This is a genomic window from Pseudomonas sp. NPDC079086 (assembly GCF_044542155.1).
In the GTDB taxonomy this organism is placed as follows: domain Bacteria; phylum Pseudomonadota; class Gammaproteobacteria; order Pseudomonadales; family Pseudomonadaceae; genus Aquipseudomonas.
Window position 1 is genome coordinate 369,210 of record NZ_JBITTY010000001.1, and the last position, 26,059, is coordinate 395,268.

Sequence of the window (26,059 nt, forward strand, 5' to 3'; positions counted from 1 at the left end):
GGCGGCGCGCCGGTCAGCGCCAAGCCACCGGGAAAATTGCCGCGCCGTGACCCACGGGTGAAATACATCAACCTCTGGCGTGCCGATCTGTCCCACACTACCAACACGCCAAACAACAGCGCCGCGCACCGCCCGGCACTGTCGAAGACGCCGCAAAGACGCTATTTTTCACCTGCCAGCCCACTCACCTAGCCACGAGTAGAGAACCATGGAAGACGTCGACCTGCAGGCTCTTACGACCAAGCTGGACTTGCTGATCCAGCGTGTCGAACAGCTCAAGGCGCAAAACCGACAGCTTCTGACGAGCGAAAAGGCCTGGCGCGAAGAACGTGCCCATCTAATTGAAAAGAACGAAATGGCCCGGCATAAGGTCGAATCCATGATTTCGCGCCTCAAAGCCCTGGAGCAGGATTAATGACCCAGTCGAATACCTTGACCGTCCAGATTCTGGACAAAGAATATTGCATCGCCTGCCCGAGCGATGAACGCAGCAATCTGGAAAGCGCCGCGCGCTACCTGGATGGCAAGATGCGGGAGATCCGTTCAAGCGGCAAAGTGATCGGTGCCGACCGCGTTGCGGTTATGGCGGCCCTGAACATCACCCATGACCTACTACACAAACAGCAACACCTTGATCAACAGGCCGGCGCCAACCGCGATCAGGTGCGTAGCCTGCTCAATCGGGTCGACAGCGCTCTGGCTCGCGATGCCGATGAGCAAGGCAGCTGATTGCGTGCCGACGCTTTCGGGTATACTGGCCACCGCTCCCTGGAGTGTGCGCCAGTTGGTGATGTCCCTGAGCCGATTCGCACAACCCCGGAGGTTGCACGTTGAAGCCGGTGTGCATGTCCGCTTGACGGAAAGCCTTAACGCCTCCTGCAACCTCCACCTTGAACTTTCGGGTTCAAGGGCTAAGCCGACAGCGGCACGTCGGGGAGTCACTTTTTCCAGCCGATTGCCCATCCGTGGTAATCGCTTTCGCAACAGCCCATGCTCGATACCTCAGTACTAAGCCGCGCGCAATTGCGTCGCCATCTACGCGTACAGCGCCGCGCACTCAGCCGCCACGCCCAACGCCAAGCCGCCCAGGGTCTGTATAAACAGCTAGCGCAGCACCCGCTGTTTCGCCGTGCGCGGCACATTGCCCTGTACCTGCCCAATGACGGCGAGATTGACCCAAGACCTTTACTGCGCGCGGCACAGATGCGAGGCAAAGCGACCTATTTGCCGGTGCTCAGCCCCTGGCCGCGCACCAAAATGGTGTTTCAACGCATTCGCGCTGGCGAGCCTTTGCTGAAAAATCGCTTCGGTATTTATGAGCCACGGCGCAATTGCAAACAGCAGCGGAAGATCTGGGCACTGGACCTGGTGCTGCTACCACTGGTCGGTTTTGACCGCCACGGGGCGCGCCTAGGCATGGGCGGTGGATTCTATGATCGCAGCCTGGCGTATCGCGCATTGCGCAAAAATTGGCACAAACCGACGTTACTGGGCTTGGCGCATGAGTGTCAGCAGGTCGATCGGCTGACCATGGCCAGCTGGGATGTGCCACTGCAAGGCACAGTGACGGATAAGGCGTGGTATTGAATCAAGCGTTTTACAGGCTGTACCGCACTCCCTGCGGTACGTCGTACCAAGTTCAACCCGCCGCTTGCGACTGGGTGACCGGTGTATCAGCCTGGCGATCCCACAAACTCTGGGTATAACCGGTAGTAACTACACCCAGGCTGAACAGTATTACCAAAATCAACAACACATCAGGTTTCCGTTTCATCGAATGCCTCCCCCTTAAAGGCATAGCGCACGCTGTATTCGCGGCGATTATTTTTATAGGTCCAACAGCGGCTGCCATCCACACGCGCCGGGTGCAAAACTGCAACACGACCGGCACCACCAGGCAAACAGCACCTGCCCGCTAACGGACTGAATCACAGGAGCAAAGTTCATGCCTTATTGGCTAATGAAGTCAGAACCCGACGAACTCTCGATCCACGACCTGCAAAGGCTGGAGCAGGCGCGCTGGGATGGCGTGCGTAATTACCAGGCGCGCAACTTCCTGCGCAGCATGCAGCCAGACGATCTGTTCTTCTTCTATCACTCCAGCTGCCCGGAGCCGGGCATTGCCGGAATCGCCCGTATCGCCTCGGCGCACTACCCCGACCCGACGGCGTTAGAGCCCGATAGCCATTACTTCGATGCCAAGGCCAGTACGGCCAAGAACCCTTGGAGCGCGGTTGATGTGGCTTTTGTCGAGGCCTTCAAGCGGGTTATCCCGCTGGCACAGCTGAAAGCGCAGAGTGCGCTGCTGGAATTGCCGTTGGTGCAGAAGGGCAGCCGCCTCTCGGTGATGCCGGTTAGCGCCGAGGAATGGGCAGCCGTACTGGCGCTGCGCTGAAATGGCGCAGTGCCTGCACCATGCCGGCTTATTGAATAATCAGGTTATTGAATAGCAGGTCTTCCACCAGCGGCTTGCCTTCTTCCTGGGTGAGCACTTCCTGCACCTGCTTGAGCGCCTCGGCCCGCAAGGTTTCGCGAGCGCCTGGGGCCGACATGGCCTCGTCAGTCTGCTGGGAGAACAGCATGACCAGCTGATTACGGATCAGCGGATCATGGTGTTTGACCTTGGCCTCGACATCCGCGCCGGTTACCCGTAGGGAAATATCGGCCTTGAAGAACTTGAGCTTCGGGCCCTCACCAAAATTCCCCACCAGCGCAGGAAACAGAGAGACATAAGCCACCACCGGAGCGGCCCCCTCCCCCTCCTTAGCCTCTTTATCTTCCGAGGCGTGCGCCGCCAAGGGCAGGGACAGAGCCAACAACAATGCGATCCAGGCTTTCACAGGCGGTATTCCTCAAGAGTTCAGCCCCTAGCATAGCCACAGTCAGGCGGCGGCCCAAGCCCCAAGCTTATGCATAGCTATCAGGCACAGGCATGCTCGTTGACCGGGCACCTGCCGCACCTACACTGCATGGCCATAAACCGCAGAGGAAAAGCCCGATGAAAGCCGTGCTGTGCAAAGCCTTCGGCCCCGCCGAAACCCTGGTACTGGAAGAAATCGCCAGCCCCGAAGCGAAGAAGAACGAAGTACTGCTCCAAGTTCATGCGGCCGGGGTCAACTTCCCCGATACGCTGATCATCGAAGGCAAATACCAGTTCAAACCACCCTTCCCTTTCTCTCCGGGTGGCGAAGCGTCCGGCGTAGTTACCGCTGTCGGTGAGAAAGTCAGCCACCTGAAGGTCGGCGACAGGGTCATGGCCCTGACCGGCTGGGGCAGCTTTGCCGAAGAAGTGGCGGTACCCGGCTACAACGTTATGCCGATCCCAGCGAGCATGGACTTTGCCAGCGCAGCTGCCTTCGGCATGACCTACGGCACCTCAATGCATGCCCTCAAACAGCGCGGCAACCTGCAACCGGGGGAAACCCTGCTGGTGCTCGGCGCATCCGGCGGCGTCGGCCTGGCGGCAGTGGAAATCGGCAAGGCCATGGGCGCCAAGGTAATCGCCGCAGCGAGCAGCGCGGAAAAACTCGAAGTGGCCAAGGCTGCGGGCGCCGATGAGCTGATCAACTACAGCGAAAGCAACCTCAAGGATGAAGTCAAACGCCTGACCGGTGGCCAGGGCGCAGACGTGATTTATGACCCGGTGGGTGGTGACCTGTTCGATGCCGCCATCCGCAGCATCGCCTGGAACGGCCGCCTGCTGGTGGTGGGCTTCGCCAGCGGGCGCATCCCCGAACTGCCGGTAAACCTGCCCCTGCTCAAGGGCGCAGCCGTAGTCGGGGTATTCTGGGGCTCGTTTGCCCAGCGCCAGCCGCAGGACAACGCGGCCAACTTCCAACAGCTGTTCGCCTGGCACGCCGAAGGCAAGCTCAAGCCACTGGTGTCGCAGACCTTCCCACTGGCACAGGCTGCAGAGGCTATCAACACCCTCGGCCAGCGCAAGGCGGTGGGCAAGGTGGTAGTGCAAGTACGTTAAGCGCCTGAATCGTTAGAACTAAAGGCTGCGCTCTGGTTACTGATAAACGTGCTTTGGCTATCGCAAAGCACGTTTATCACGGGCGCACCCCATCAACCGTGTAACGGTTAACCAAGTTTTCTCTAAGACTTTGCTGCTCCCGTTGCTGACTGAAGCCGCCAGGCAACTCCCCCTCTCCTGCCTCCCCCACATACGCATACATATCCCTACTGAGGCAGGCTCGCCGGCAGGTGACGGCCTGCGCCTGACTGCCTAGCGCGATAGATATTTTGGGCTGACAGAGCACCAATCTCAGCTCACTTGGGTGAGTGGTTCAGCACATTCACATTTTTTTGACGTCTCACCGCCTAGCATTGCTCGCCATCTCAATCGACAGATTATCCAGTGACACTCCACGGGGCGAAGTTACATGGCAGTAGGCAAGTGGCAGTTGGTTTCAGCGTTAACAGCCAAGGCAATCAGCCCAACGCGTTTAGTGGTGTATGTCGCGCTGGCATTGGTGGCGCTTTATAACGCCACCACCTGGCAGGCGCTGCAGCAGCTCGTGCCGCTCACCAGCTTAAAAACAGCGGCGTTTTATGGGTCTTTTGCGCTGTTTTTGCTGGCGTTTATCAGCTTGCTGCTGACCCTGGTGTCGTTCAAATACCTGCTCAAGCCGCTACTAGCCCTGTTATTGCTGTGCTCAGCCAGTGCTACCTATTTTATGGGCAGCTACGGTGTTTCGATTGATACCGTGATGGTGCAGAACATCTTCGAAACCAACCCTGACGAGGCCGGCGCGCTACTGAGTGTGCGGATGCTTGGTTACTTGCTAGTGCTCGGGGTGTTACCAGCAATCCTGATCTGGTGCATGCCGGTTCGCTATCCGCCGTTTTTCCGCGGGCTGCTGAATAAGCTGCTGATGATCACCGCCTGCCTGGTCACCGTCGCGGTAATGGTCGGCAGCTTCTATTCCACCTATGCGCCGATTTTCCGCGATGAAGACAAGCTGACCCACTACATCAACCCCACCAACTACATCTACGCCGTCAGTAAGTACGCCAAGCAGCGCTTTGGCAGCAAAGAAAGTCTGGTGGTGCAGCAAATAGGTCTCGACAGCAAAGCCGGCGCACAGCTATCAACACGGCCGAAGAAATCACTGGTGATTTTTGTCGTCGGCGAAACCGCCCGCGCCGATCACTTTGCGCTCAATGGCTATAGTCGCGAGACCAATCCAGAGCTCAAAAAACAGGACATCCTCAACTTTACCGCCGTGCATTCGTGCGGCACCTCTACCGCGGTCTCGGTGCCGTGCATGTTCTCGGTGTTCCCGCGCAAAGATTTCAGCGACAGAAAAGGCAAGACCAACGAAGGCGTTTTGGATGTGCTGCAACGCGCCGGCGTTAAAGTGTTTTGGCGTGATAATAACAGCGACTGCAAAGGCACGTGCTTGCGCATCCCCAATGACGACGTGGCCAAACGTAAAAACAGCCCGTTCTGTAATGATCGACGCTGCCTTGATGAGGTGATGCTGGAAGACTTGCAGAGCTATATTGATTCGCTGGACGGCAACGCGATGATCGTTTTGCATGCCGACGGCAGCCATGGGCCGGAGTATTTTGACCGCTACCCGAATTCGTTCGAGCGCTTCAAGCCGGTGTGCCATACCAACCAACTAAGCAGCTGTACGACCGAGGAGCTGGTGAACGTCTACGACAACACCATCCTCTATACCGACCATTTTTTAAGCCAGGTGATTGAGTTGCTCAAACGCAATACCGAGCAACGCGACACGGCGATGATCTATGTCTCAGACCATGGTGAGTCCTTGGGGGAAAGCGGCCTGTACCTGCATGCAGCGCCTTATTCAATCGCCCCGGAAGCGCAGACCCATGTGCCGATGGTTATGTGGTTCTCACCGGCCGCTTATAGCCACTGGGGCATCGACAAAGGTTGCATGCTGGGCAAGCAGAATGACCCGGAACTCAGCCACGACAATATCTTCCATTCATTGCTTGGCTTGTTTGCGGTGCAAAGTAGCGTTTATCAGCCAGGCTTGGATATGTTCAGCAGTTGTCGGCAACCTAGCGTAGCCGCTAGGCAATAACAGGCTTATCTGCACCGCTAGCGCCCTTGGTTGTTACCTGCAGGCCTGCAGCAACAACCAAGGCTTGCTACACCACGATTAGGCCGCAGCCGCTTTTGTGGGCTTCAGCCGCGCGGTGCGTAGGCGAATACGTCAGCGCGCATCTGATGCGCATCCATCCCTGCCTCAACCAACGCATCCAGTGTGGCGTAGACCATGGCCGGGGAGCCGCTGGCGTATACATGCAGCGCGTTCAGGTCAGCAAAGTCTTCTCGCACGGCCTCATGCAGCAGGCCACACCGACCCCGCCAGCCACATTGATCACTGACCACTTGATGCAGGAACAGATTGGGCACCTGCTGCCACTGCGCCCAATGCTCCAGCGCGTAGAAGTCTTCCGGACGGCGTGCGCCCCAGTACAGGTGCACCGGGCGGGCGAAGCCGCTAGCGCGGCAGTGTTCGATCAGGCTATGCATCTGCGCCATACCTGTACCAGCAGCGATCAGCACCAGTGGCCCATTCGGCAAATCGGCCAGATGTGTATCACCGAACGGCATCTTCACCCGCGCCAGACCGCTACGGCGCAGCTGAGCGATCAGGGCAACTGTGGCCTCATCGCGAGCCAGTACATGCAGCTCCAGTTCACGGCCATTATGTGGAGCAGACGCCAGGGAAAAGGCCGCGTAATCATCACCGTCGCGCTGCAACAACAGGTATTGCCCAGCGTGGTAACGCGGCGCCTTGCCAGCCGGCGCCTGCAGACGCAGACGGAATACATCGCCGCCCTGCTCGTCGCAGCTGACAACCTGACACGCCAGTTCGCGCATCGGCAGCTCGCCCGGGGCGAGCACGCCATCCCAGTGCAGCACACAATCTTGCAGCGGTTCGGCCAGGCAGGTGAATAACTCACCTTGGGTCAACTCTACCCCGCCCTGCTGCACAAGGCCTTCAACCAGCAGCGCCGCGCAGATATGGCAATTGCCATTGCGGCAGCTCTGCGGGCAGTCGTAACCCAGACGCCGCGCGGCATCGAGGATGCGCTCGCGGGGCTGCACTTCAAGTACTGCACCTGAAGGATTCAGGGTGACTTTCATCAATCAATTCCCAGCTCAGACCACAGCGCATCGACGCGCTGCTTGACCGCATCATCCTGAACGATAGCTCGGCCCCACTCGCGAGTCGTCTCGCCTGGCCACTTGTGGGTGGCGTCCAGGCCCATCTTCGAGCCCAGGCCGGAGATCGGCGAGGCAAAATCCAGGTAGTCGATTGGCGTGTTATCGATCATCACCGTGTCGCGCTTGGGGTCCATGCGCGTGGTAATTGCCCAGATCACGTCGTTCCAGTCCCGTGCATTGATATCATCGTCGGTGACGATAACGAACTTGGTGTACATGAACTGTCGCAAAAACGACCACACGCCGAGCATCACGCGCTTGGCATGGCCGGGGTACTGCTTCTTCATGGTCACCACCGCCATGCGGTAGGAGCAGCCTTCCGGTGGCAGATAGAAGTCGGTGATTTCCGGAAATTGCTTCTGCAGGAGCGGCACGAACACTTCATTCAGCGCCAAGCCGAGAATCGCCGGTTCATCCGGTGGGCGGCCGGTGTAGGTGCTGTGATAGATCGGCTTCTGCCGGCGGGTAATGCGCTCAACGGTAAACACCGGGAAGCTATCGACTTCGTTGTAATAGCCGGTGTGATCGCCGTAAGGGCCTTCCGGAGCCATCTCGCCGGGGTGAATCACCCCTTCGAGGACGATTTCGGCGCTGGCAGGCACCTGCAAGTCACTGCCACGCGCCTTGATTAGCTCGGTACGGTGGCCGCGCAGCAGACCGGCAAAGGCGTATTCAGAAAGGCTATCCGGTACCGGCGTTACCGCACCCAGAATGGTCGCTGGATCGGCGCCCAGAGCCACTGCAACAGGGTATGGACGGCCGGGGTATTTTTCGCACCAATCGCGGAAGTCCAAAGCGCCGCCACGGTGGCTGAGCCAGCGCATGATCACCTTGTTACGACCAATCACCTGCTGACGATAAATACCGAGGTTCTGTCGTTCCTTGTTCGGCCCTTTGGTGATGGTCAGACCCCAAGTGATCAGCGGGCCGACATCGCCCGGCCAGCAGGTCTGCACGGGCAGCTTGCCGAGGTCGACATCGTCGCCCTCCTCAATCACTTCCTGACACGGAGCGTCTTTCAGCACCTTGGGCGCCATGGACAGCACTTTTTTGTAGATCGGCAGCTTGCTCCAGGCATCCTTCAGGCCTTTCGGCGGCTCGGGTTCTTTCAGGAACGCCAGCAGCTTGCCGATTTCGCGCAACTCGCTGACCTCTTCTGCACCCATGCCCAAGGCTACGCGCTTGGGCGTGCCGAACAAGTTGCCGAGCACCGGTATATCGAAACCCGCGGGGTTTTCGAACAACAGCGCCGGCCCGCCCTTGCGCAGGGTGCGGTCGCAGATTTCAGTCATCTCCAGCACTGGAGAAACTGGCGTCTGGATGCGCTTGAGTTCACCGCGCTCTTCCAGACCGCGGATAAAGTCGCGCAGGTCACGATATTGCATGCAGATGCCTCGTTTCGAGCCGGACAATAAGGGCGCAAAGTTTAGCGCCGAACTGGGTCTTTCAGAAGGGACAGCCAGTACCCAGACACACAAAAGCCGGGCTGACCCGGCTTTTGTTGTAAGGCTAGGGAGCGCCTTACTTGCGTTTCATCGACTGGAAGAACTCTTCGTTCGTCTTGGTCGCTTTCAGCTTGTCGGTGAGGAACTCGATGGCGGCAATTTCATCCATCGGATGCAGCAGCTTGCGCAGAATCCACATGCGCTGCAGTTCGTCATCGGCGGTCAACAGCTCTTCGCGACGGGTGCCGGCACGGTTGATGTTGATGGCTGGGAACACACGCTTCTCGGCGATACGACGGTCCAGCGGCAGCTCCATGTTGCCGGTGCCTTTGAACTCTTCGTAGATCACTTCATCCATCTTCGAGCCGGTTTCCACCAGCGCGGTAGCGATGATGGTCAGCGAACCGCCTTCTTCGATGTTCCGCGCGGCGCCGAAGAAGCGTTTCGGCTTCTCCAAAGCGTGGGCGTCGACACCACCGGTGAGCACCTTGCCGGAGCTTGGGATCACGGTGTTGTAGGCACGCGCCAGTCGAGTGATAGAGTCGAGCAGGATGACCACATCCTTCTTGTGCTCGACCAGGCGCTTGGCCTTCTCGATGACCATTTCGGCAACCTGCACGTGGCGGGTTGGCGGCTCATCGAACGTCGAGGCAACCACTTCGCCGCGCACGGTGCGCTGCATCTCGGTTACTTCTTCCGGGCGCTCGTCGATCAGCAGAACGATCAGGTGGCACTCGGGGTTGTTACGCGCGATGTTGGCGGCGATGTTCTGCAGCATGATGGTCTTACCGGCTTTCGGCGGTGCGACGATCAGGCCGCGCTGGCCTTTGCCAATCGGGGCACAGAGGTCGATCACCCGGCCGGTGATGTCCTCGGTGGAGCCGTTACCGGCTTCCATGACCAGACGCTTGGTGGGGAACAGCGGCGTCAGGTTTTCGAACAGAATCTTGTTCTTAGCATTTTCCGGGCGGTCGTAGTTGATCGTGTCAACCTTGAGCAGCGCGAAGTAACGCTCGCCTTCTTTCGGCGGGCGGATCTTGCCGACGATGGTATCGCCTGTACGCAAGTTGAAGCGGCGGATCTGGCTCGGCGAGACGTAGATGTCATCGGGGCCAGCGAGGTACGAGGCATCCGCAGAGCGGAGAAAGCCGAAACCGTCCTGGAGAATCTCCAGCACGCCATCACCGGAGATTTCCTCACCGCTTTTAGCGTGTTTTTTCAACAGGGAGAAAATCACGTCCTGCTTGCGCGAACGGGCCATGTTTTCCAGGCCTTGTTGTTCAGCGAGTTCCAGCAGTTCGGTAATCGGCTTTTGCTTGAGTTCGGTCAGATTCATAGGAATGACGTAATTCATGAAGGAGGGGAAATAAGCTATTTAGCTTGGGAGGCCGCGCCGTGAGAAGACGATTTGATCGCCTGCTTGTATATCGAAAGATTCGAAAGGAATGCGTCGGCGACGGCTTGCAGGGGGCTGCATAGGAAATGCAGCGAGGCCGAATGTAACACCGGCTTTATTCATCGTCCAGCGTCCAGACAGAAAAAAGCCCCGCAATGTGCAGGGCTTTCAGGGCTTGTTACCGTCTCAGCGCAACTTAGATGTTGCTGTCGAGGAAGGCTGCCAGCTGCGACTTGGACAATGCGCCAACTTTGGTGGCCTCAACATTGCCGTTTTTGAACAGCATCAGCGTCGGGATACCACGTACGCCGAACTTTGGCGGGGTGTCCTGGTTTTCATCGATGTTCAGCTTGCAGACTTTCAGTTTGCCCTGATAGGTCTGGGCGATCTCATCGAGCACCGGCGCGATCATCTTGCACGGGCCGCACCACTCAGCCCAGTAGTCGACCAGCACCGGCCCTTCGGCTTGCAGGACGTCTTGGTCGAAGCTGGCATCGCTGACATTGGTGATGAATTCGCTCATGGAAAGTCTCCGTGTTCGGAAGCAAAAGATGGGCGACATCATAGCCCGGCTTTCCCCACACAGGAAGGCGGCGGCAATTGAGCTTCTCTATGGCTTGACCACAAGCCAGCCGCACGGCCGCCTGCGTCATAATTTATTCAGACAGCCGGCAAGCCCTGGCCAGCCGCCGCGCGAGCCATGGCGCAACGGGTTTGGCCCGTACCTGCGACATCAGTATGCGTTGGCGGGACCAGGCTATCGTGGCACGATGACGCGGTTCCGCATTGAGATGGTTCCACCATGCCGCATACCCCTGCCGAGTCTTTTCCTTTGATTGCAGCTATCGACCTGGGCTCCAACAGCTTCCATATGGTGCTGGCCAAAGCCGATCACGGCGAGATCCGCATCCTCGAACGCCTCGGCGACAAGGTGCAACTGGCCGCCGGCATCGACGAGCAGCGCCTGCTCAGCGAAGAAGCCATGCAGCGCGGACTCGACTGCCTGCGGCGTTTCGCCCAACTGACCGCCAGCCTGCCAGAAGGCGCGGTGCGCGTGGTGGGCACCAATGCCCTGCGTGAGGCGCGCAACCGTGGCGAATTTATCCGCCGCGCCGAAGAAATCCTCGGCCATCCGGTTGAAGTCATCTCCGGGCGTGAAGAAGCCCGACTGATCTACCTCGGCGTGTCGCACAGCATTGCCGACACTCCAGGCAAGCGCCTGGTTGCCGATATTGGCGGCGGCAGTACCGAATTCATCATCGGCCAGCGCTTCGAGCCGCTGCTGCGTGAAAGCCTACAGATGGGCTGCGTCAGCTTCACCCAGCGCTTCTTCAAGGACGGCAAGATCACCCCGGCGCGTTACGCCCAGGCCTACACCGCCGCGCGCCTGGAGATCATGGGCATCGAGCACGCCCTGCGTCGCCTGGGCTGGGAAGATGCAGTCGGCGCATCCGGCACCATCAAGGCCATCGGCCTGACCATTCAGGCGGCCGGGCTCGGCTCAGGCGAAGTCAACGCCGAAGGACTGGCCTGGTTGAAACGCAAGGTGTTCAAGATTGGCGAAGCGGAAAAACTCGACCTCGACGGCATAAAAGTCGATCGCCGGGGCATTTTCCCGGCAGGCCTGGCGATTCTCGAAGCGATCTTCGACGCCTGCGATATCCAGCGCATGAGCCATTCCGAAGGCGCGCTGCGCGAAGGCGTGCTGTATGACCTGCTCGGACGCCATCAGCATGAAGATGTACGTGAGCGCACCCTGAGCTCGCTGATGGAGCGCTATCACGTCGATCTGGAGCAGGCTGCGCGGGTCGAAAGCAAAGCGCTCTCGGCGCTGGAGAAGGTCGCCCAAGACTGGCAACTCGAAGACGACTGGCACCGCGAACTGCTCAGCTGGGCTGCCAAGGTGCATGAAGTCGGCCTGGACATCGCCCATTACCAGTACCACAAGCACGGCGCCTACCTGGTCGAGCATTCGGACCTGTCAGGTTTCTCGCGCCAGGATCAGCAGATGCTCGCGCTCTTGGTGCGCGGCCATCGGCGCAATATCCCCAAGGACAAATTTGCCGACTTCGGCGCCGAAGGCGTCAAGTTGATCCGCCTGTGCGTGCTGCTGCGCTTTGCCATCCTGTTCCACCACATTCGCGGCACTCAGGAAATGCCCAATGTGCAGCTCAAGGCCGCCGGGCAGCGCCTGGAGATTCAGTTCCCGGAAGACTGGCTGGAGAACAACCCGCTAACCCAGGCAGATTTCACCCAGGAAGCGGAGTGGCTCAAACGTATCGGTATCGAACTGAGCGTGAGCTGACACTCACGCCCTCTCCTGCTCTGTTTATCGTGCGCTGATCAGCGGTGCGGTGAGCTTATCCAGCAAACCGGCCTGCGCGCTGCGCGGGTTCTGGTTGCCGCTTGGGCTGGTACGCAGGTAGCGCCCATCTGACTGCAGCACCCAGGCCTGGGTATTGTCGGTCAGGTAGCTTTCCAGCTCCTTCTTGACCCGCAAAATCAGCTTCTTGCCTTCCACCGGGAAGCAGGTCTCGACGCGCTTGTCGAGGTTGCGCTCCATCCAGTCAGCGCTCGACAGGTAGATCTTCTCCTCGCCGCCATTGGAGAAATAGAACACCCGCGTATGCTCCAGGAAGCGGCCGATGATCGAGCGCACCTGGATATTGTGCGACACCCCGGCAATACCCGGACGCAGGCAGCACATACCGCGCACCACCAGATCGATTTTCACCCCGGTCTGACTGGCCTTGTACAGCGCACGAATGATCTTCGGATCGGTCAGCGAGTTGAACTTGGCGATGATATGCGCCGACTTGCCCTCGGCCGCCAGGGCGGTTTCGCGGGCGATCATGTCAAGCAGGGTCTTTTTCAGGGTAAACGGCGCGTGCAACAGCTTCTTCATGCGCAGGGTCTTACCCATGCCGATCAGCTGGCTGAACAGTTTGGATACGTCCTCGCACAGCGCCACATCGGCGGTAAGCAGGCTGTAGTCGGTGTACAGCTTGGCGTTGCCGGCGTGGTAGTTGCCGGTGCCCAGGTGCGCATAGCGGACGATATCGCCACTCTCACGACGCAGAATCAGCATCATCTTGGCGTGAGTCTTGAAACCCACCACGCCGTAGATCACCACCGCACCGGCAGCCTGCAGGCGGCTGGCCAGTTGCAAGTTGGACTCCTCATCGAAGCGCGCGCGCAGCTCGATCACCGCCGTGACTTCCTTGCCGTTACGCGCCGCTTCTACCAGCGCATCGACGATTTCCGAGTTGGCCCCGGAGCGGTAAAGGGTCTGCTTGATGGCCAGCACGTGCGGGTCTTTTGCCGCCTGACGCAGCAGGTCGACCACCGGGGTAAACGACTCGAAGGGGTGCAGCAGGAGGATGTCCTGCTTGCTGACCACGTTAAAAATGTTCTCGGCGTTCTGCAACAGCTTGGGGATCACCGGAGTGAACGGCGTGTATTGCAGTTCCGGGTGGCTTTCCAGCCCCGTTATGCTGAACAGCCGGGTCAGGTTGACCGGACCGTTGACCCGGTACAGCTCGGCCTCGGTCAGGCTGAACTGCTTGAGCAGGTAATCCAACAGCGGCCGCGGGCAGGTGTCGACCACTTCCAGGCGTACCGCATCGCCGTAACGACGGCTGAACAGCTCGCCACGCAGGGCACGGGCCAGGTCTTCGACATCCTCGGTATCCACCGACAGATCGGCGTTACGGGTCAGGCGGAACTGGTAGCAACCCTTGACCTTCATGCCCTGGAACAGGTCATCGGCGTGGGCGTGGATCATCGAGGAGAGAAACACGAAGTTATCACCCGGACCGCCAACATCCTCCGGCACCTTGATGATGCGCGGCAGCAGACGCGGCGCTGGAATGATCGCCAGACCGGAGTCGCGCCCGAAGGCGTCGATGCCTTCCAGCTCGACGATAAAGTTCAGGCTCTTGTTTACCAGCAGCGGAAACGGGTGCGTCGGGTCGAGGCCGATCGGAGTGATGATCGGCGCGATCTCGTCGCGGAAATAGCGGCGCACCCAGGCCTTGTGCTTAGCCGTCCAGAAGCGCCGACGGATAAAGTTGACGTTGTGCTTGGCCAGCGCCGGGAACAGGTTGTCATTGAGGATGGCGTACTGGCGATCCACCTGCTCGTGCACCAGCTCGGCAATCCGCGCCAGCGCCTGATGCGGTTGCAGGCCATCGGCCCCAGCCTGTTCGCGGGCGAAGTTGATCTGCTTCTTCAGGCCGGCAACACGAATCTCGAAGAACTCATCCAGGTTGCTGGAGAAAATCAGCAGGAACTTCAGCCGCTCCAACAACGGATAGGACTCATCCAGCGCCTGCTCCAGCACGCGGATATTGAACTGCAGCTGCGACAGCTCGCGGTGGATATACAGGCTGCTGTCATCCAGGTTATGGATCACCACAGGCGCAGGTACAACCGGCGCTGGGGCCTCGATGACAGGGGTTTCCACGGCTACAACCTCATCGACGACCGGCTGGGCGTCTTGCAATTCAGGGGTACTGAGTCCTTCGGTGTTCATTACAAAGTCCTGGCGGGGCTATTGCCCCTGCTTCAGCAGTTCTGCCGCGCGCACGGCGAAATAAGTCAGGATGCCATCGGCACCCGCACGTTTGAAGGCAGTCAGTGATTCGAGAATCACCGCCTCGCCCAACCAACCATTCTGAATAGCCGCCATATGCATGGCGTACTCACCGCTGACCTGATAGACAAAGGTCGGCACCTTGAATTCCGCTTTGACCCGCCAGAGGATGTCCAGATAGGGCATGCCCGGCTTAACCATGACCATATCTGCGCCCTCGGCCAGATCCGCCGCCACTTCATGCAGCGCTTCGTCGCCATTGGCCGGGTCCATCTGGTAGCTGGCCTTGTTCGCCTTGCCCAGATTGGCCGCGGAGCCCACCGCATCGCGGAACGGACCGTAGTAGGCGCTGGCGTACTTGGCCGAGTAGGCCATGATCCGCACATTAGTATGGTCGGCCAGCTCCAACGCCTCGCGAATCGCCTGCACACGACCGTCCATCATGTCCGAGGGCGCCACTACCTGGGCACCGGCGTCGGCATGCGACAGCGCCTGCTTGACCAGCGCATCAACAGTCACGTCGTTCTGCACATAGCCGGATTCATCGAGGATGCCGTCCTGACCGTGGGTGGTGAACGGGTCCAGCGCCACGTCGCTGATCACGCCCAGCTCGGGAAACTTGGCGCGCAGGGCGCGGATGGCGCGCTGGGCGATGCCATCTGGGTTCCAGGCTTCTTCGGCGAGCAGGGATTTCTTCTCCAGTGGCGTCACCGGGAACAGCGCCAGAGCCGGAATGCCCAGTGCCACCCAGTGCTCGGCTTCCTTGAGCAACAGGTCGATCGACAGACGCTCGACGCCGGGCATTGAGGCAATCGCTTCGCGGCGGTTTTCGCCGTCGAGGACGAACACCGGCAGAATCAGGTCATCGACACTCAGGCGGTTTTCACGCACCAGACGCCGGGAAAAATCATCACGGCGGTTGCGACGCAGGCGAGTAGCGGGAAACAGGCGATTGGCGGGGGTAAAGCTCACGGCAGGCTCCGAAGCCCGTAGCAACGGGCAAGTGTGACAGTTATAAGCGGCCATTATGACCAAAGTATGACAACGCACGACAGCGCTGCGACCGCTTGCCGCAAGCCCAACCAGCATAGCGCCGCAACTATTGCGAAGATATGTTGCACGCGAATGGGCTCATGCGCGTTTTCTCGAGCCTGAAAAGCATAACGGTGGAGCAGGCCTGCACCTGTCCACCGTTGTTAGGTCCGTCTTGAATAGCTTTTAGGCGGGAATGGCATCCTGCCCACGCGGGGTCCAGAACAGCGCCCCAAGGCTCAGCAGGCTATAACCCAGCAGCAGCGCCCAGAGCATTGGCTGGGCCGGTAGCAGGTCCAACTGCAGCGCCGACCAGGCCAGCGGCAGGTTGAGCAGCAGGCGCAGGATTTCCAGGCGTTTGGCATTGGCTCGGTTTTCCAGCCAGATGCCAATGATGTACAGGCCTACCGCCATCCAGAGCACGCCCAGCAGCGTTTGCGCCAGGCTCAGTTCGCCGCCCATACCCAGCAGCAACGTACCGCCTGCCACATAGAGGCTGAACTGCACACCGGCATAGAGCTTTTGCGCCAGGCTCAGCGGCACATCAAATTTGACGAACTGGCTGAGGTCCGGCTTGCTCTGCGGGTACTTCGCTGCGACATCGGCCGGGCGCCAGCCGGTGCGCATAAACCAGATGCGCAACTTGTCCCACCAGGATTCGGCACGCACCGCATCACGCCACAGCGCGACATAGAACTGCGCATTGGCCCACAGCGGATTCCAGCTAGCCAACGGCGTGGTTACGCCGAACACCACCGGCTCTTCATCCAGTTCTTCCTGAAAGGTGCCGAACAGGCGATCCCAGAGAATGAACACTCCGCCGTAATTGCGATCCATATACACAGCATTCTGCGCATGGTGCACACGGTGGTTGGACGGCGTGATAAACGCCCACTCAAACCAGCCCAGTTTGGGGATATGCCGGGTGTGCACCCAGAACTGATAAAGCAGGTTCAGCGCCGCCACAGTGAGAAACACCAGCGGCGGCACACCGGCCACAGCCATCGGCAGGTAGAAGATCCAGCCGAAGACAAACCCGGTGCTGGTCTGTCGCAGCGCGGTAGAGAGGTTGTAGTCCTCGCTTTGGTGATGCACCGAATGCGCGGCCCATAGCACATTGCGCTCATGGCCCAGACGGTGGTTCCAGTAGTAGCAGAAGTCATAGAAGACAAAGGCGAACAGCCAGACCCACAGGCTGCTGGCCGACAGTTCAAACAGCGCCAGCTGCTGCCAGGCCAGGGTGTAAGTGAGCAGGCCCACGGCCTTGGTCAGCAGGCCCACGGTGGTCGACAGTACCCCGGCACTGAGGCTGTTGACGGCATCGGAGAAGCGATAGGTACTGACCCCGCGCCAACGGTCGATCAATAGCTCCAAGGCGATCAGCGCAAAGAAGAACGGTACGGCGTAAAGGATGTAATTCATGGTTTCACCCGTTGCATGGAACCGCCATATCGCTGCATGCAGCTAACGGCTAGGATTGCTGAATAAATCCTAGCCCAGCGCCGCACCACTCTCGCGGCGCACCATGCCAACCTGGGTGGCATATGGCGACAGCTAGACCCGTTACGACCTGCTGCGCGTCGGCCCTGCCGCGTTAAAAACAGGCTCGGAATGCTCATGTACAAAAGTACACTCCGCTTCCTCGCCTATTTTTGCCTTGCAGTGCTCTAGCTCGCGAGATCGTGAATCAAAGCTCAGAGAACATGACTCAATCCGGTACGGCTCGGTAATTCAGGAGAACTTGATGAACAAGAAAGTCGCGGTGATTCTTTCCGGCTGTGGCGTCTATGACGGCGCGGAAATCCATGAAAGCGTGATCACTCTGCTGCGCCTCGATCAGCGTGGCGCACAGGTACAGTGTTTTGCCCCCAACGTGCCGCAGCTGCATGTGGTCGATCATTACAGTGGCGACGAGATGGACGACACGCGCAACGTATTGGTGGAGTCGGCGCGCATTGCTCGCGTCAAGATCAAGGACGTCAAGGAGCTGCATGTCGGCGACTTCGATGCGCTGATCATGCCCGGCGGTTTCGGCGTAGCGAAAAACCTCTCCGACTTCGCCATCAGCGGTGCCAACTGCACGGTGCAGCCGGACGTCCTGAGTGCCACCAAGGCCTTCGTCGCAGCCGGCAAGCCGGTCGGGCTGATGTGCATTGCTCCAGCGCTGGCGGCAAAAATCTTCGGTAGCGGCGTGATCTGCACCATCGGCAAGGACCATGACACCGCCGCCACCCTGGTGCAGATGGGCGCAGAGCACCATGAGTGCGAGGTCAGCGAAATTGTCGAAGATGCCGAGCGTAAGCTGGTGACCACCCCAGCTTATATGCTCGCCGAGTCGATCAGTGAAGCCGCGTCAGGGATCAACAAGCTGGTGGATCGGGTACTGGAGCTCAGCCACCCGGCCTGAGTCTGTGTCCTGATCAGCCGCAGATCAGCCGCAGATCAGGCAGATAGCAAGCCGATCACGCCAATGCGCGCGGTACTCCGGCCGCGCCACTGGTCAGATCGCACCCAGTGCGGCAGGTTGAGCATCCCTTCGCCCAGGCACGCCCCCATGAGCAACCCACCTTTCGAGCTGACCGCCGAGCTGCAACAAGCGGTCAGCAGCTTTTTCGAGCGCATCCCCTTCAACAAAGTGCTCGGCATCGAGCTGGATGAATTAAGCGCTCAACGCGTGACCATGCACCTGCCGATGAAACCCGAGCTGATCGGCAATTTCGTCCATGGCATCCTGCATGGCGGAGTGATTTCATCGCTGCTGGATGTGGCTGGCGGCGCCATGGCGCTGATCGGTGCCTTCGACAAACACCAGCACCTGTCCAGCGCCGAACGCATGACGCGACTGTCCAAGCTCGGCACCATCGACCTGCGCATCGACTACCTGCGCCCCGGTCGTGGCCAGCGCTTTACCGCCAGCGCTGTGCTACTGCGTACCGGCAACAAGGTGGCAGTGGTGCGCAGCGAACTGCACAGTGATGACGGCACCCTGGTGGCCGTGGGCACCGGCACGTATCTGTGTGGCTAAAGGCTAACCGCGCTGCAAGCGTGTGAGGATACGATCCAGTGAATTGGCGAAGGACTGCTTGTCGCGCTCACCATACGGCGGTTGGCCGCCGCCGACTTGGCCCAGCTCACGCAGCTCGGTAAACAGGTTACGTACCGCCAGTTTGTCGCCCATATTGCGTTCATCAAACTCGCGACCGCGCGGATCAAGGGCGGCGACACCCTTCTTTACCAGACGATCGGCCAGCGGCACGTCGCTGCAAATCACCAACTCACCCGGCAGGGCGTGTTCCACCAGGTAATCATCGGCGGCATCCGGCCCGCTTGGCACCACGATCAGGCGCACACAACTGTAGGCCGGTTTGATTTGCGCCTGACCGGCCACCAGCAGCACCTCGAAGCGCCTCTTCAAGGCGAACTTCACCACCTGATCCTTGGCTGCCTTGGGGCAGGCATCGGCATCAATCCACACGCGCATGACTCATTACTCTTTGCAGGCAAGCCGACATGGTAAGCCATGTCGGCAGCAGCTGCGCTTCAGGCCTGAGACAGACGGCGCTGCTCGCCCAACCAGCTACGCCCATAAAACAGCGCAATGGCCGCCAGCGCGACGGCCTGGGCGGCAAGCCCATAGGCATCTGCGTGAATACCCAGCCAGTCGAACTCAAAGAATGCCACGGGGTGCGTATTAAGCACGCCGGCTTCTTGCAAGGCCGCCACACCATGGCCGGCAAACACCACCGAGAGTACGCAGAGCAGCACCGCGTTAGCACCGAAGAAGGTTGCCAGCGGCAACTTGCGTGAACCGCGCAGAATCACCCAGGCCAAGCCAAGCAGCAACGCCAAAGCGGCAGCGGCACCCGCCAGGACCATGCCATGGCCTTGTGGGCCGGCCTGCAGCCAGAGCGTTTCATAGAACAGGATGACTTCAAACAGCTCGCGGTAAACCGAGAAGAACGCCAGCACGGCAAAGCCGAAACGGCCACCGCCGCCGACCAGGCTGCTCTTGATGTAATCCTGCCAAGCCGCGGCATGCCGGCGATCATGCATCCACACGCCAAGCCAGAGCACCATCACACTGGCAAACAGCGCGGTAACGCCCTCAAGCACCTCGCGCTGAGCGCCACTGACATCAATCAGGTACGCCGCCAGCGCCCAGGTGGCCACCCCGGCCAGCAGGGCCAAGCCCCAGCCGACGTGCACACTGCGCACCGCCTGCTGCTGCCCGGTGTTACGCAGGAAGGCGAGAATTGCCGCCAGCACCAGAATCGCTTCCAACCCTTCACGCAGCAGGATCAGCAGGCTGGAAAAGAAACTCAGCGAACTCGACAATCCATCGCTATTGAGCAACTCAGCAGAAGTCGCCAGCTCGGCCTTGGCCTGTTCCAGGCGCTGCGCCGCCTGAGGTATCGACAGACCGTCCTGCAGAGCCTGACGGTAATCCATCAGCGCACGCTCAGTAGTCTTGCGCTGCACCGAATCAAGGTTGTCCAGAGCGCCTTCGACCAGTTCGAAGCCCTCCAGGTAGGCCGCCACCGAAAGGTCATAAGCCTGCTCATGATCGCCAGCGCGGTAGGCGCCCAGGCTGCGCTCCAGCATCGACTGCGTATGCTCAATCAACTGCTGCGGCCCACGCTGCTGCGCCGGCGGCTGCGCACGCTGGGCGCGGAACCGTGCAGCCGCCGCATCACCTTGCGCGGCTGCTACCTCGTCAGGGGTCATACCAGCCAGCGCAGCCAGGCTGAACGCCTCGCCCTGAGCCGCCGGCTCGGCGCTGAACCCGGCGATATAGCTGGCCAGATCCCAGCGCTGACGCTCATCCAGCTGATCAGCAAAAGCTGCCATGTCAGTGCCATCGATACCTAGGCCGACGGTGTTGAACAGGTCATACAGGCTCAACCGGTTGAGCCGCGTCAGATCGCGCAAGTTGGCCGGCGGCGGCTCCAGGCCAATCCCGGCGGGCCCATCGCCCGCACCGCTATCGCCATGGCACACGCTGCAGTGCTGGGCGAACAACGGCGCGCCACGACTGGGGTCGGGCGTGATGGCCGGGGCCTGGCTGACGCCATAAGCAGTAGCCAACGTCGCGGCTAGCTCACGGGCTTGCTGGGCGACCTGATTACCATCGGCACGCTGCTCAATGCCCGTGCGCAAACTGGCCACGTCCTGCTGCAACTCGGCTTGCTCACCACGCGCAGGCAGCGCAACGATCAAGCCTTGCAGTACAGTAAGAAACTCAAGCTGCTCACGGTACTCGCCGGAGTCGATCACTTGCCCATTGGCCACGGTGGCCGGGTAGTCCGCGCCCAGGTAACCCAGCAGATGCAGAGCTTGCGCCGCGCCCTCGATGGGCTCGGCCATAACAGTCAGGCTGCAGAGTGCAAAAACCGGCACCAGCAACCAACTGCAGAAACGCAATACGGAAGTCATATAGGAGAAAACCCAAATACGAATGAATGACGATTCCATTGTCATCCTCCTACTGACTTTCCTCAACCACTGATCGACCATGGGCCGCGACGGATCGTCGCAACGCCGCAGGAGTAGTGCGATGAATTTTTGGCAACGCCTGGAAGAACCAGCGCATGTCGTGGTCTGTGGCGCCAGCCGAGGGATTGGTCTGGCGCTGACCCAACAGTTGCTGGCCCGCGCCGATGTCGCTGGGGTCTGGGCCATTGCCCGCCAAGCCACTCAGGCAACTGGCCTTGGCGAACTGCGAGAGCAGTACGGCCAGCGCCTGCAGTGCCTGGATGTAGATGTATGCGATGAACGGGCACTGAGTGAGCTGGCCACGCATTTGCGCGCGGCCATCCCGCGCCTGCATCTACTGCTATGCACCGTTGGCGTGCTGCAGGACGGCGCGGCAAAGGCCGAAAAGGGCTTGGCTCAGATCAATCTTGAGGGGTTGCTGGCGACCTTTCAGCGCAACAGCTTTGCGCCGATTCTGTTGCTCAAGCACCTGCTGCCGCTGCTACGCGGTCAGCATGCCTGCACGGTGGCGGCGCTGTCGGCGCGGGTCGGTTCGATTGGCGACAACCGTCTCGGCGGCTGGTACAGCTACCGCGCCAGCAAGGCAGCACTGAACCAGCTACTTCACACGGCGAGCATCGAGCTCAGCCGGCTCAACCCCAACAGCTGCGTGCTCAGCCTGCACCCCGGCACCACCGACACCGAGCTGTCGAAACCCTTTCAGGCCAATGTGCCGGCAGACAAGCTGTTTACCCCAAACTATGCCGCCGAATGCCTGCTGGCGCAGATCGAGCAGCATGGTCCGGCGCAGACTGGCACGTTCTGGGGCTGGGACGGCCAGCCGATTCCCTGGTAGCGATACCGGCGAAGATCAGACCGGCGCGCGCCGCACGCTGGCCAGCAACGCCGCCGCACCAACAAACAGCGCGCCGAAGGTGCGGTTCATCAGCTTCTGCTGACGTGGCGAACGCAGCGCGCCCAGCACCCGTGAGGCCAGGCCGGTATAACCGGCCATAACGATCAGATCGACGCAGATCATGGTCACCCCCATCACCAGATACTGGCTCAGCAGCGGCGCCTGCGGGTTAAGGAACTGCGGCAGCACCGCGAGCATAAAGACAATCGCCTTGGGGTTGCTGAAGTTGACCAGAAAGCCACGCAGCACAAGGGTCAGCGGCCGGCCGATGGGCCGCTCGGTCTGCGCCGTCATATCACTGGGCAGGGCCCGCCACTGGCGATAGCCGAGGTACACCAGGTAGACCACGCCAAACCACTTGATCAAGCTGAAGGCCAGCTCCGAAGCAGCCAGAATCGCCCCGACACCGGCGGCCACGATGGCAATCTGCAAGGCCAGGCCCAGTTGCAGGCCCAGGGCATTCCAGTAGCCGCGTAAAAAGCCGTATTGCAGCCCTGCCGACATCGAGGCAATCGCCCCGGCGCCCGGAGACAGGCTGATCACCCAACAGGCCACAAAGAACGCAAGCCAAGTTTCCAGAGCCATGACACTTCTCCATTAAACGAACAGCGAAATAAAAAAGGGCAGGCCTTAGCCTACCCCTTGTGGTGTTGCTCGCCCAGCCAGCTAATCAGTCCGGCGAACCCTTACGCAGCTGCACCGCGTCCAGCTCTTCTTCCTTGCGCGCGCGGGCACGCGCCGTACGCATGCGGATGTTGACGGCTTCCACCGCCAGCGAGAAAGCCATGGCGAAGTACACATAACCCTTCGGCACATGCACGCCGAAGGCTTCGGCGACCAATACGGTGCCGACCACGATGAGGAACGACAGGGCGAGTATTTTCAGACTCGGGTGCTTGTCGATAAAGTCGCTGATGGTGCCTGCCGAGAGCATCATCACAATCACCGAAATCACAATGGCCGCGACCATCACCGGCACATTGTCGACCAGGCCGACTGCAGTGATGACCGAATCGAGAGAGAAGACGATATCGATAATGGCGATCTGCACGATGATCCCCATAAAGCCGTAAGTCTTGCCACCGGCGGACTGGACTTCTTCTTCGCCTTCCAGGCTGTGGAAGATCTCCGCAGTGCTCTTCCACAACAGAAACAGGCCACCGAAGAACAGGATCAGATCACGACCAGAGAAGCCCTGGTCGAACACATAGAACAGGTCGGCCGTCAGGCGCATCACCCAGCTGATCGACAGCAGCAGCAGAATCCGCGTGCCCATGGCCAGGGCCAGGCCGAAGAAGCGCGCCTTGGGTTGCTGATGCTTGGGCAGACGGCTGACCAGGATCGAGATAAAGATGATGTTGTCAATGCCCAGGACAATTTCCAGGGCGGTCAGGGTCAGAAAAGCGACCCAGAGTTCAGGGCTGGCCAGCCATTCCATAATTGCTTAAACCTCGGTATTACGCGGCGTAGGGAGTTCGCCATTACGCCAGCGGCGCACGGCTTTTTGGAAAAACAGGCTATTGGGAATCTGCACCCAGGCACCGGGCGCATCGCCACTGAGATCTTCCAGGGTGGTGTAAAACAGGTTGATCGCCACCACTCGCCCACGCACACCAGGCTTGTCGGCACTTTCCAACACCTCGACACAATCGCCCAGGCGAAACGGCCCCATGGCAAAAATCAGCAGCGCACAGAACATGTTGGACAACACGCTCCAGATGGCGAAAAAGGCAATCGCCGCCACCGCTGCAAAACCCGTGAGTGCCGTCCACAGCACCTGGGCGGAAACACCCAAACGCTCCAATACCAACATAAAAGCGCTGCCGAGAACCAACCAACGCAGCAAACCGCGCAACGGCATCAGCAACTCGGCCGGCAACTGCGGATAGCGGTTGCCGAGGCGGGTGATACCACGCGTCAGAATGCGCTGGAACAGCCAGGCCAGCAGCACAATCAGAATCACCTGACCGGCCCTGAGCAGCGGCTCTTGCCAGGTCATCAACCATTCCAGGGGCGGCAGAGTGATGTTCAACTGGCGGCTTCCAGCTCGGCTTGCAGGGCTTCGAGGGTTTCCAGCGCGAGCATCCAGCGCTCTTCCAGATCGGCTTCACGGCTTTTCAGCTTGGCCTGTTCGGCCAGAGCGTCACGCAGTGCGTCTTTCTGCGCGGCTTCGTAGATGTCGCTTTGACCCAGACGGGCTTCTACAGCCGCAAGTTTCTCGTGCAACTGGCCGAGCTCTTTCTCCAGCTTGTCGGCTTCGCGCTTGTGCGGCGCCAGTTGCTGACGCAATGCTGCCGCAGCCTGACGCTGCACGCGCTTGTCGGCTTTATCCGGACTGCTTTCGCCGCCACTGGTCGGCGCTTGCCGCGAACGGTAATCCACCAGCCAGCGGGCGTAGTCTTCCAGATCACCATCGAACGGCTGCACCTGACCATCGGCAACCAACAAGAACTCATCGGTGGTGCTTTTCAGCAAATGACGATCGTGGGAAACCACCACCACTGCGCCGCTGAATTCCTGCAGCGCCATGGTCAGCGCCAGACGCATTTCCAAGTCGAGGTGGTTGGTTGGCTCATCCAGCAGCAGCAGATTCGGCTTGCCCCAAGCGATCAACGCCAAGGCCAGACGGGCTTTCTCGCCACCAGAGAAATTCAGCACTGGCTCGTCACAGCGCGGGCCACGGAAGTCGAAACCACCGAGAAAATCACGCAAGGTCTGCTCACGCTCAGTCGGCGCCAGGCGCTGGAAATGCAGCAGCGGGCTGGCCTTGTCATCCAGCGCATCGAGTTGATGCTGGGCAAAGTAGCCAACCACCAGGTTCTCGCCACGCTGCAAGCGACCACTGATCGGTTGCAGTTCATTCGACAGGTTCTTGATCAGGGTCGATTTACCCGCGCCGTTCGGCCCAAGCAAGCCAATCCGCGCGCCCGGAGCCAGGTTCAGTTTGACCTTCTCCAGCACCACTTTGTCGCCATAACCAAGGCGGCCTTCGCTCAGATCCAGCAGCGGGCTGGAAATCTTGTCGGCTTCGCGGAAGCTGAAGTCGAAGGGCGAGTCGACATGGGCGGCGGATAATTCCTCCATGCGCTCCAGCGCCTTGATCCGGCTCTGCGCCTGACGGGCTTTAGTGGCCTGTGCCTTGAAGCGCGCAATGTATTTTTCCATGTGCGCACGCTGCACTTGCTGCTTCTCGTACGCTTGTTGCTGCTGCGCCAGACGCTCGGCACGGGTGCGCTCGAAGGCCGAATAGCCGCCGCGATACAGGGTCAGCTTCTGCTGATCGAGGTGAGCCACATGGTCCACTACGGCATCCAGGAAATCGCGGTCATGGGAGATCAGCAGCAAGGTACCGGGGTAACTTTTCAGCCAGCCTTCCAGCCAGAGGATCGCGTCTAGGTCGAGGTGGTTGGTCGGTTCATCGAGCAGCAGCAGGTCGGACGGGCACATCAGTGCCTGCGCCAGGTTCAGGCGCATGCGCCAGCCACCGGAGAAGTCGCCCACCCGGCGATCCATCTGCGCACTGTCAAAACCCAGGCCGGCGAGCAGCTTGCGCGCCCGCGCATCGGCACTGTAACCGTCGAGGGTATCGAACTCGGTGTGCAAACGCGCCACGGCGGCGCCATCATGCGCCGCTTCGGCCACGGCCAGTTCGGCCTGCACCCGACGCAGCTTTACATCGCCATCGAGCACGTAATCCACCGCCTGGCGCTCGACCGCGTCGATCTCCTGGCGCATGTGCGCCACGCGCCAATCGGCGGGAATCAGGCAGTCGCCCGCGTCCGCACTCAGCTCACCGCGAAACAAGGCGAACAGGCTGGATTTGCCGGCACCGTTGGCGCCGATCAGGCCGGCTTTGTGGCCGGGGTGCAGGGTCATCTCGGCGTCTTCTAGCAGACGCTGAGGGCCACGCTGTAAAGTCAGGTTCAGGAGTCGGATCATAATGGCGGCGGAGTCTACCAGAGTCCCTTTAGAGAAACCCGGAAAGCAC

25 protein-coding genes and 1 other RNA gene are annotated in these 26,059 nt (G+C 60.0%); 11 read left to right on the forward strand and 15 right to left on the reverse strand.

The features are described 5' to 3' along the window. Window positions 1-208: 208 nt before the first annotated feature. From ACIGEK_RS01810 to ACIGEK_RS01825, 4 genes are all read left to right on the forward strand, one after another. A complete protein-coding gene (locus ACIGEK_RS01810; RefSeq protein WP_090254694.1) occupies window positions 209-415 on the forward strand; it encodes a TIGR02449 family protein in 207 nt (68 codons plus the stop codon). Then, window positions 415-729, forward strand: a complete 315-nt coding sequence (locus tag ACIGEK_RS01815) for a cell division protein ZapA (RefSeq protein ID WP_090254691.1) — start codon at window positions 415-417, stop codon at window positions 727-729. The genes ACIGEK_RS01810 and ACIGEK_RS01815 overlap by 1 nt, the downstream gene beginning before the upstream one ends. Before the next feature lie 33 nt (window positions 730-762). Continuing rightward, window positions 763-941: non-coding RNA, 6S RNA (gene ssrS / locus ACIGEK_RS01820), on the forward strand. Between the two features lie 49 nt (window positions 942-990). Continuing rightward, window positions 991-1,587: a 5-formyltetrahydrofolate cyclo-ligase gene (locus ACIGEK_RS01825; protein ID WP_397491684.1), complete on the forward strand. Its 597-nt coding sequence runs from the start codon at window positions 991-993 to the stop codon at window positions 1,585-1,587. Between the two features lie 52 nt (window positions 1,588-1,639). Here the strand turns inward: ACIGEK_RS01825 and ACIGEK_RS01830 are convergent, their stop codons facing one another. After that, on the reverse strand, window positions 1,640-1,774 hold the full coding sequence (locus tag ACIGEK_RS01830) for a hypothetical protein (protein WP_256665141.1): 135 nt from the start codon (window positions 1,772-1,774) through the stop codon (window positions 1,640-1,642). Between the two features lie 171 nt (window positions 1,775-1,945). Here ACIGEK_RS01830 and ACIGEK_RS01835 point away from each other — a divergent pair, with 171 nt between their 5' ends. Beyond that, complete coding sequence (locus ACIGEK_RS01835; RefSeq protein ID WP_397491685.1) at window positions 1,946-2,395, forward strand: EVE domain-containing protein; 450 nt, start codon at window positions 1,946-1,948, stop codon at window positions 2,393-2,395. Window positions 2,396-2,423: 28 nt separating this feature from the next. Here the strand turns inward: ACIGEK_RS01835 and ACIGEK_RS01840 are convergent, their stop codons facing one another. Beyond that, window positions 2,424-2,840, reverse strand: a complete 417-nt coding sequence (locus tag ACIGEK_RS01840; protein WP_394237231.1) for a flagellar basal body-associated protein FliL — start codon at window positions 2,838-2,840, stop codon at window positions 2,424-2,426. A gap of 158 nt (window positions 2,841-2,998) precedes the next feature. On the opposite strand from ACIGEK_RS01840, the gene ACIGEK_RS01845 reads away from it, so the two are divergent. Further along, window positions 2,999-3,976 (forward strand): NADPH:quinone oxidoreductase family protein, encoded by a 978-nt coding sequence (locus tag ACIGEK_RS01845; RefSeq protein ID WP_397491686.1) that lies wholly within the window; start codon window positions 2,999-3,001, stop codon window positions 3,974-3,976. Window positions 3,977-4,385: 409 nt separating this feature from the next. Then, entirely contained in the window at window positions 4,386-6,062 is a 1,677-nt protein-coding gene (locus tag ACIGEK_RS01850) for a phosphoethanolamine transferase (protein WP_397491687.1), read from the forward strand. Window positions 6,063-6,166: 104 nt separating this feature from the next. Here ACIGEK_RS01850 and ACIGEK_RS01855 read toward each other — a convergent pair whose 3' ends face one another. From ACIGEK_RS01855 to trxA, 4 genes are all read right to left on the reverse strand, one after another. Then, window positions 6,167-7,135, reverse strand: coding sequence for a CDP-6-deoxy-delta-3,4-glucoseen reductase (locus ACIGEK_RS01855; protein WP_397491688.1), 969 nt, complete (start codon window positions 7,133-7,135; stop codon window positions 6,167-6,169). Next, the gene (gene ubiD / locus ACIGEK_RS01860; protein WP_397491689.1) at window positions 7,135-8,601 is read right to left on the reverse strand and encodes a 4-hydroxy-3-polyprenylbenzoate decarboxylase; all 1,467 of its coding nucleotides are present in this window, start codon (window positions 8,599-8,601) and stop codon (window positions 7,135-7,137) included. Before ubiD ends, ACIGEK_RS01855 begins: the two co-directional genes overlap by 1 nt. Window positions 8,602-8,737: 136 nt before the next feature. Next, on the reverse strand, window positions 8,738-9,997 hold the full coding sequence (gene rho, locus ACIGEK_RS01865) for a transcription termination factor Rho (protein ID WP_090254678.1): 1,260 nt from the start codon (window positions 9,995-9,997) through the stop codon (window positions 8,738-8,740). Between the two features lie 256 nt (window positions 9,998-10,253). Continuing rightward, on the reverse strand, window positions 10,254-10,580 hold the full coding sequence (gene trxA / locus ACIGEK_RS01870) for a thioredoxin TrxA (protein WP_090241426.1): 327 nt from the start codon (window positions 10,578-10,580) through the stop codon (window positions 10,254-10,256). A 279-nt stretch (window positions 10,581-10,859) separates the two neighbouring features. On the opposite strand from trxA, the gene ppx reads away from it, so the two are divergent. After that, on the forward strand, window positions 10,860-12,362 hold the full coding sequence (ppx, locus tag ACIGEK_RS01875; RefSeq protein WP_397491690.1) for an exopolyphosphatase: 1,503 nt from the start codon (window positions 10,860-10,862) through the stop codon (window positions 12,360-12,362). Between the two features lie 24 nt (window positions 12,363-12,386). On the opposite strand, the gene ppk1 is transcribed toward ppx, so the two are convergent. From ppk1 to ACIGEK_RS01890, 3 genes are all read right to left on the reverse strand, one after another. Continuing rightward, entirely contained in the window at window positions 12,387-14,591 is a 2,205-nt protein-coding gene (gene ppk1 / locus ACIGEK_RS01880; protein ID WP_397491691.1) for a polyphosphate kinase 1, read from the reverse strand. 18 nt (window positions 14,592-14,609) lie between these two features. Then, window positions 14,610-15,623 (reverse strand): porphobilinogen synthase, encoded by a 1,014-nt coding sequence (hemB, locus tag ACIGEK_RS01885; RefSeq protein WP_397491692.1) that lies wholly within the window; start codon window positions 15,621-15,623, stop codon window positions 14,610-14,612. Window positions 15,624-15,869: 246 nt separating this feature from the next. After that, window positions 15,870-17,105 carry a sterol desaturase family protein gene (locus ACIGEK_RS01890; protein WP_397491693.1) on the reverse strand — a complete coding sequence of 412 codons (1,236 nt, stop codon included), beginning with the start codon at window positions 17,103-17,105 and terminating at the stop codon, window positions 15,870-15,872. A gap of 322 nt (window positions 17,106-17,427) precedes the next feature. Between ACIGEK_RS01890 and elbB the strand changes: the two genes are divergently transcribed. Further along, window positions 17,428-18,090 carry an isoprenoid biosynthesis glyoxalase ElbB gene (gene elbB / locus ACIGEK_RS01895; protein ID WP_397491694.1) on the forward strand — a complete coding sequence of 221 codons (663 nt, stop codon included), beginning with the start codon at window positions 17,428-17,430 and terminating at the stop codon, window positions 18,088-18,090. A gap of 147 nt (window positions 18,091-18,237) precedes the next feature. Next, window positions 18,238-18,708 carry a thioesterase family protein gene (locus ACIGEK_RS01900; protein ID WP_397491695.1) on the forward strand — a complete coding sequence of 157 codons (471 nt, stop codon included), beginning with the start codon at window positions 18,238-18,240 and terminating at the stop codon, window positions 18,706-18,708. 3 nt (window positions 18,709-18,711) lie between these two features. Here ACIGEK_RS01900 and ACIGEK_RS01905 read toward each other — a convergent pair whose 3' ends face one another. Both ACIGEK_RS01905 and ACIGEK_RS01910 read right to left on the reverse strand, forming a co-directional pair. Beyond that, window positions 18,712-19,164, reverse strand: a complete 453-nt coding sequence (locus ACIGEK_RS01905; RefSeq protein ID WP_397491696.1) for a YaiI/YqxD family protein — start codon at window positions 19,162-19,164, stop codon at window positions 18,712-18,714. Window positions 19,165-19,223: 59 nt separating this feature from the next. Beyond that, complete coding sequence (locus ACIGEK_RS01910) at window positions 19,224-21,116, reverse strand: FTR1 family protein (protein ID WP_397493063.1); 1,893 nt, start codon at window positions 21,114-21,116, stop codon at window positions 19,224-19,226. 121 nt (window positions 21,117-21,237) lie between these two features. Here ACIGEK_RS01910 and ACIGEK_RS01915 point away from each other — a divergent pair, with 121 nt between their 5' ends. After that, window positions 21,238-22,011, forward strand: coding sequence for an SDR family NAD(P)-dependent oxidoreductase (locus tag ACIGEK_RS01915; RefSeq protein WP_397491697.1), 774 nt, complete (start codon window positions 21,238-21,240; stop codon window positions 22,009-22,011). Window positions 22,012-22,026: 15 nt separating this feature from the next. On the opposite strand, the gene rhtB is transcribed toward ACIGEK_RS01915, so the two are convergent. From rhtB to ACIGEK_RS01935, 4 genes are all read right to left on the reverse strand, one after another. Then, a complete protein-coding gene (gene rhtB / locus ACIGEK_RS01920) occupies window positions 22,027-22,656 on the reverse strand; it encodes a homoserine/homoserine lactone efflux protein (RefSeq protein ID WP_397491698.1) in 630 nt (209 codons plus the stop codon). Window positions 22,657-22,741: 85 nt separating this feature from the next. Then, window positions 22,742-23,509, reverse strand: a complete 768-nt coding sequence (locus tag ACIGEK_RS01925) for a TerC family protein (RefSeq protein WP_397491699.1) — start codon at window positions 23,507-23,509, stop codon at window positions 22,742-22,744. Window positions 23,510-23,515: 6 nt separating this feature from the next. Continuing rightward, window positions 23,516-24,070, reverse strand: a complete 555-nt coding sequence (locus tag ACIGEK_RS01930) for a mechanosensitive ion channel domain-containing protein (RefSeq protein ID WP_372240014.1) — start codon at window positions 24,068-24,070, stop codon at window positions 23,516-23,518. A gap of 29 nt (window positions 24,071-24,099) precedes the next feature. Continuing rightward, complete coding sequence (locus ACIGEK_RS01935) at window positions 24,100-26,010, reverse strand: ATP-binding cassette domain-containing protein (protein ID WP_397491700.1); 1,911 nt, start codon at window positions 26,008-26,010, stop codon at window positions 24,100-24,102. Between the last annotated feature and the right edge of the window lie 49 nt (window positions 26,011-26,059).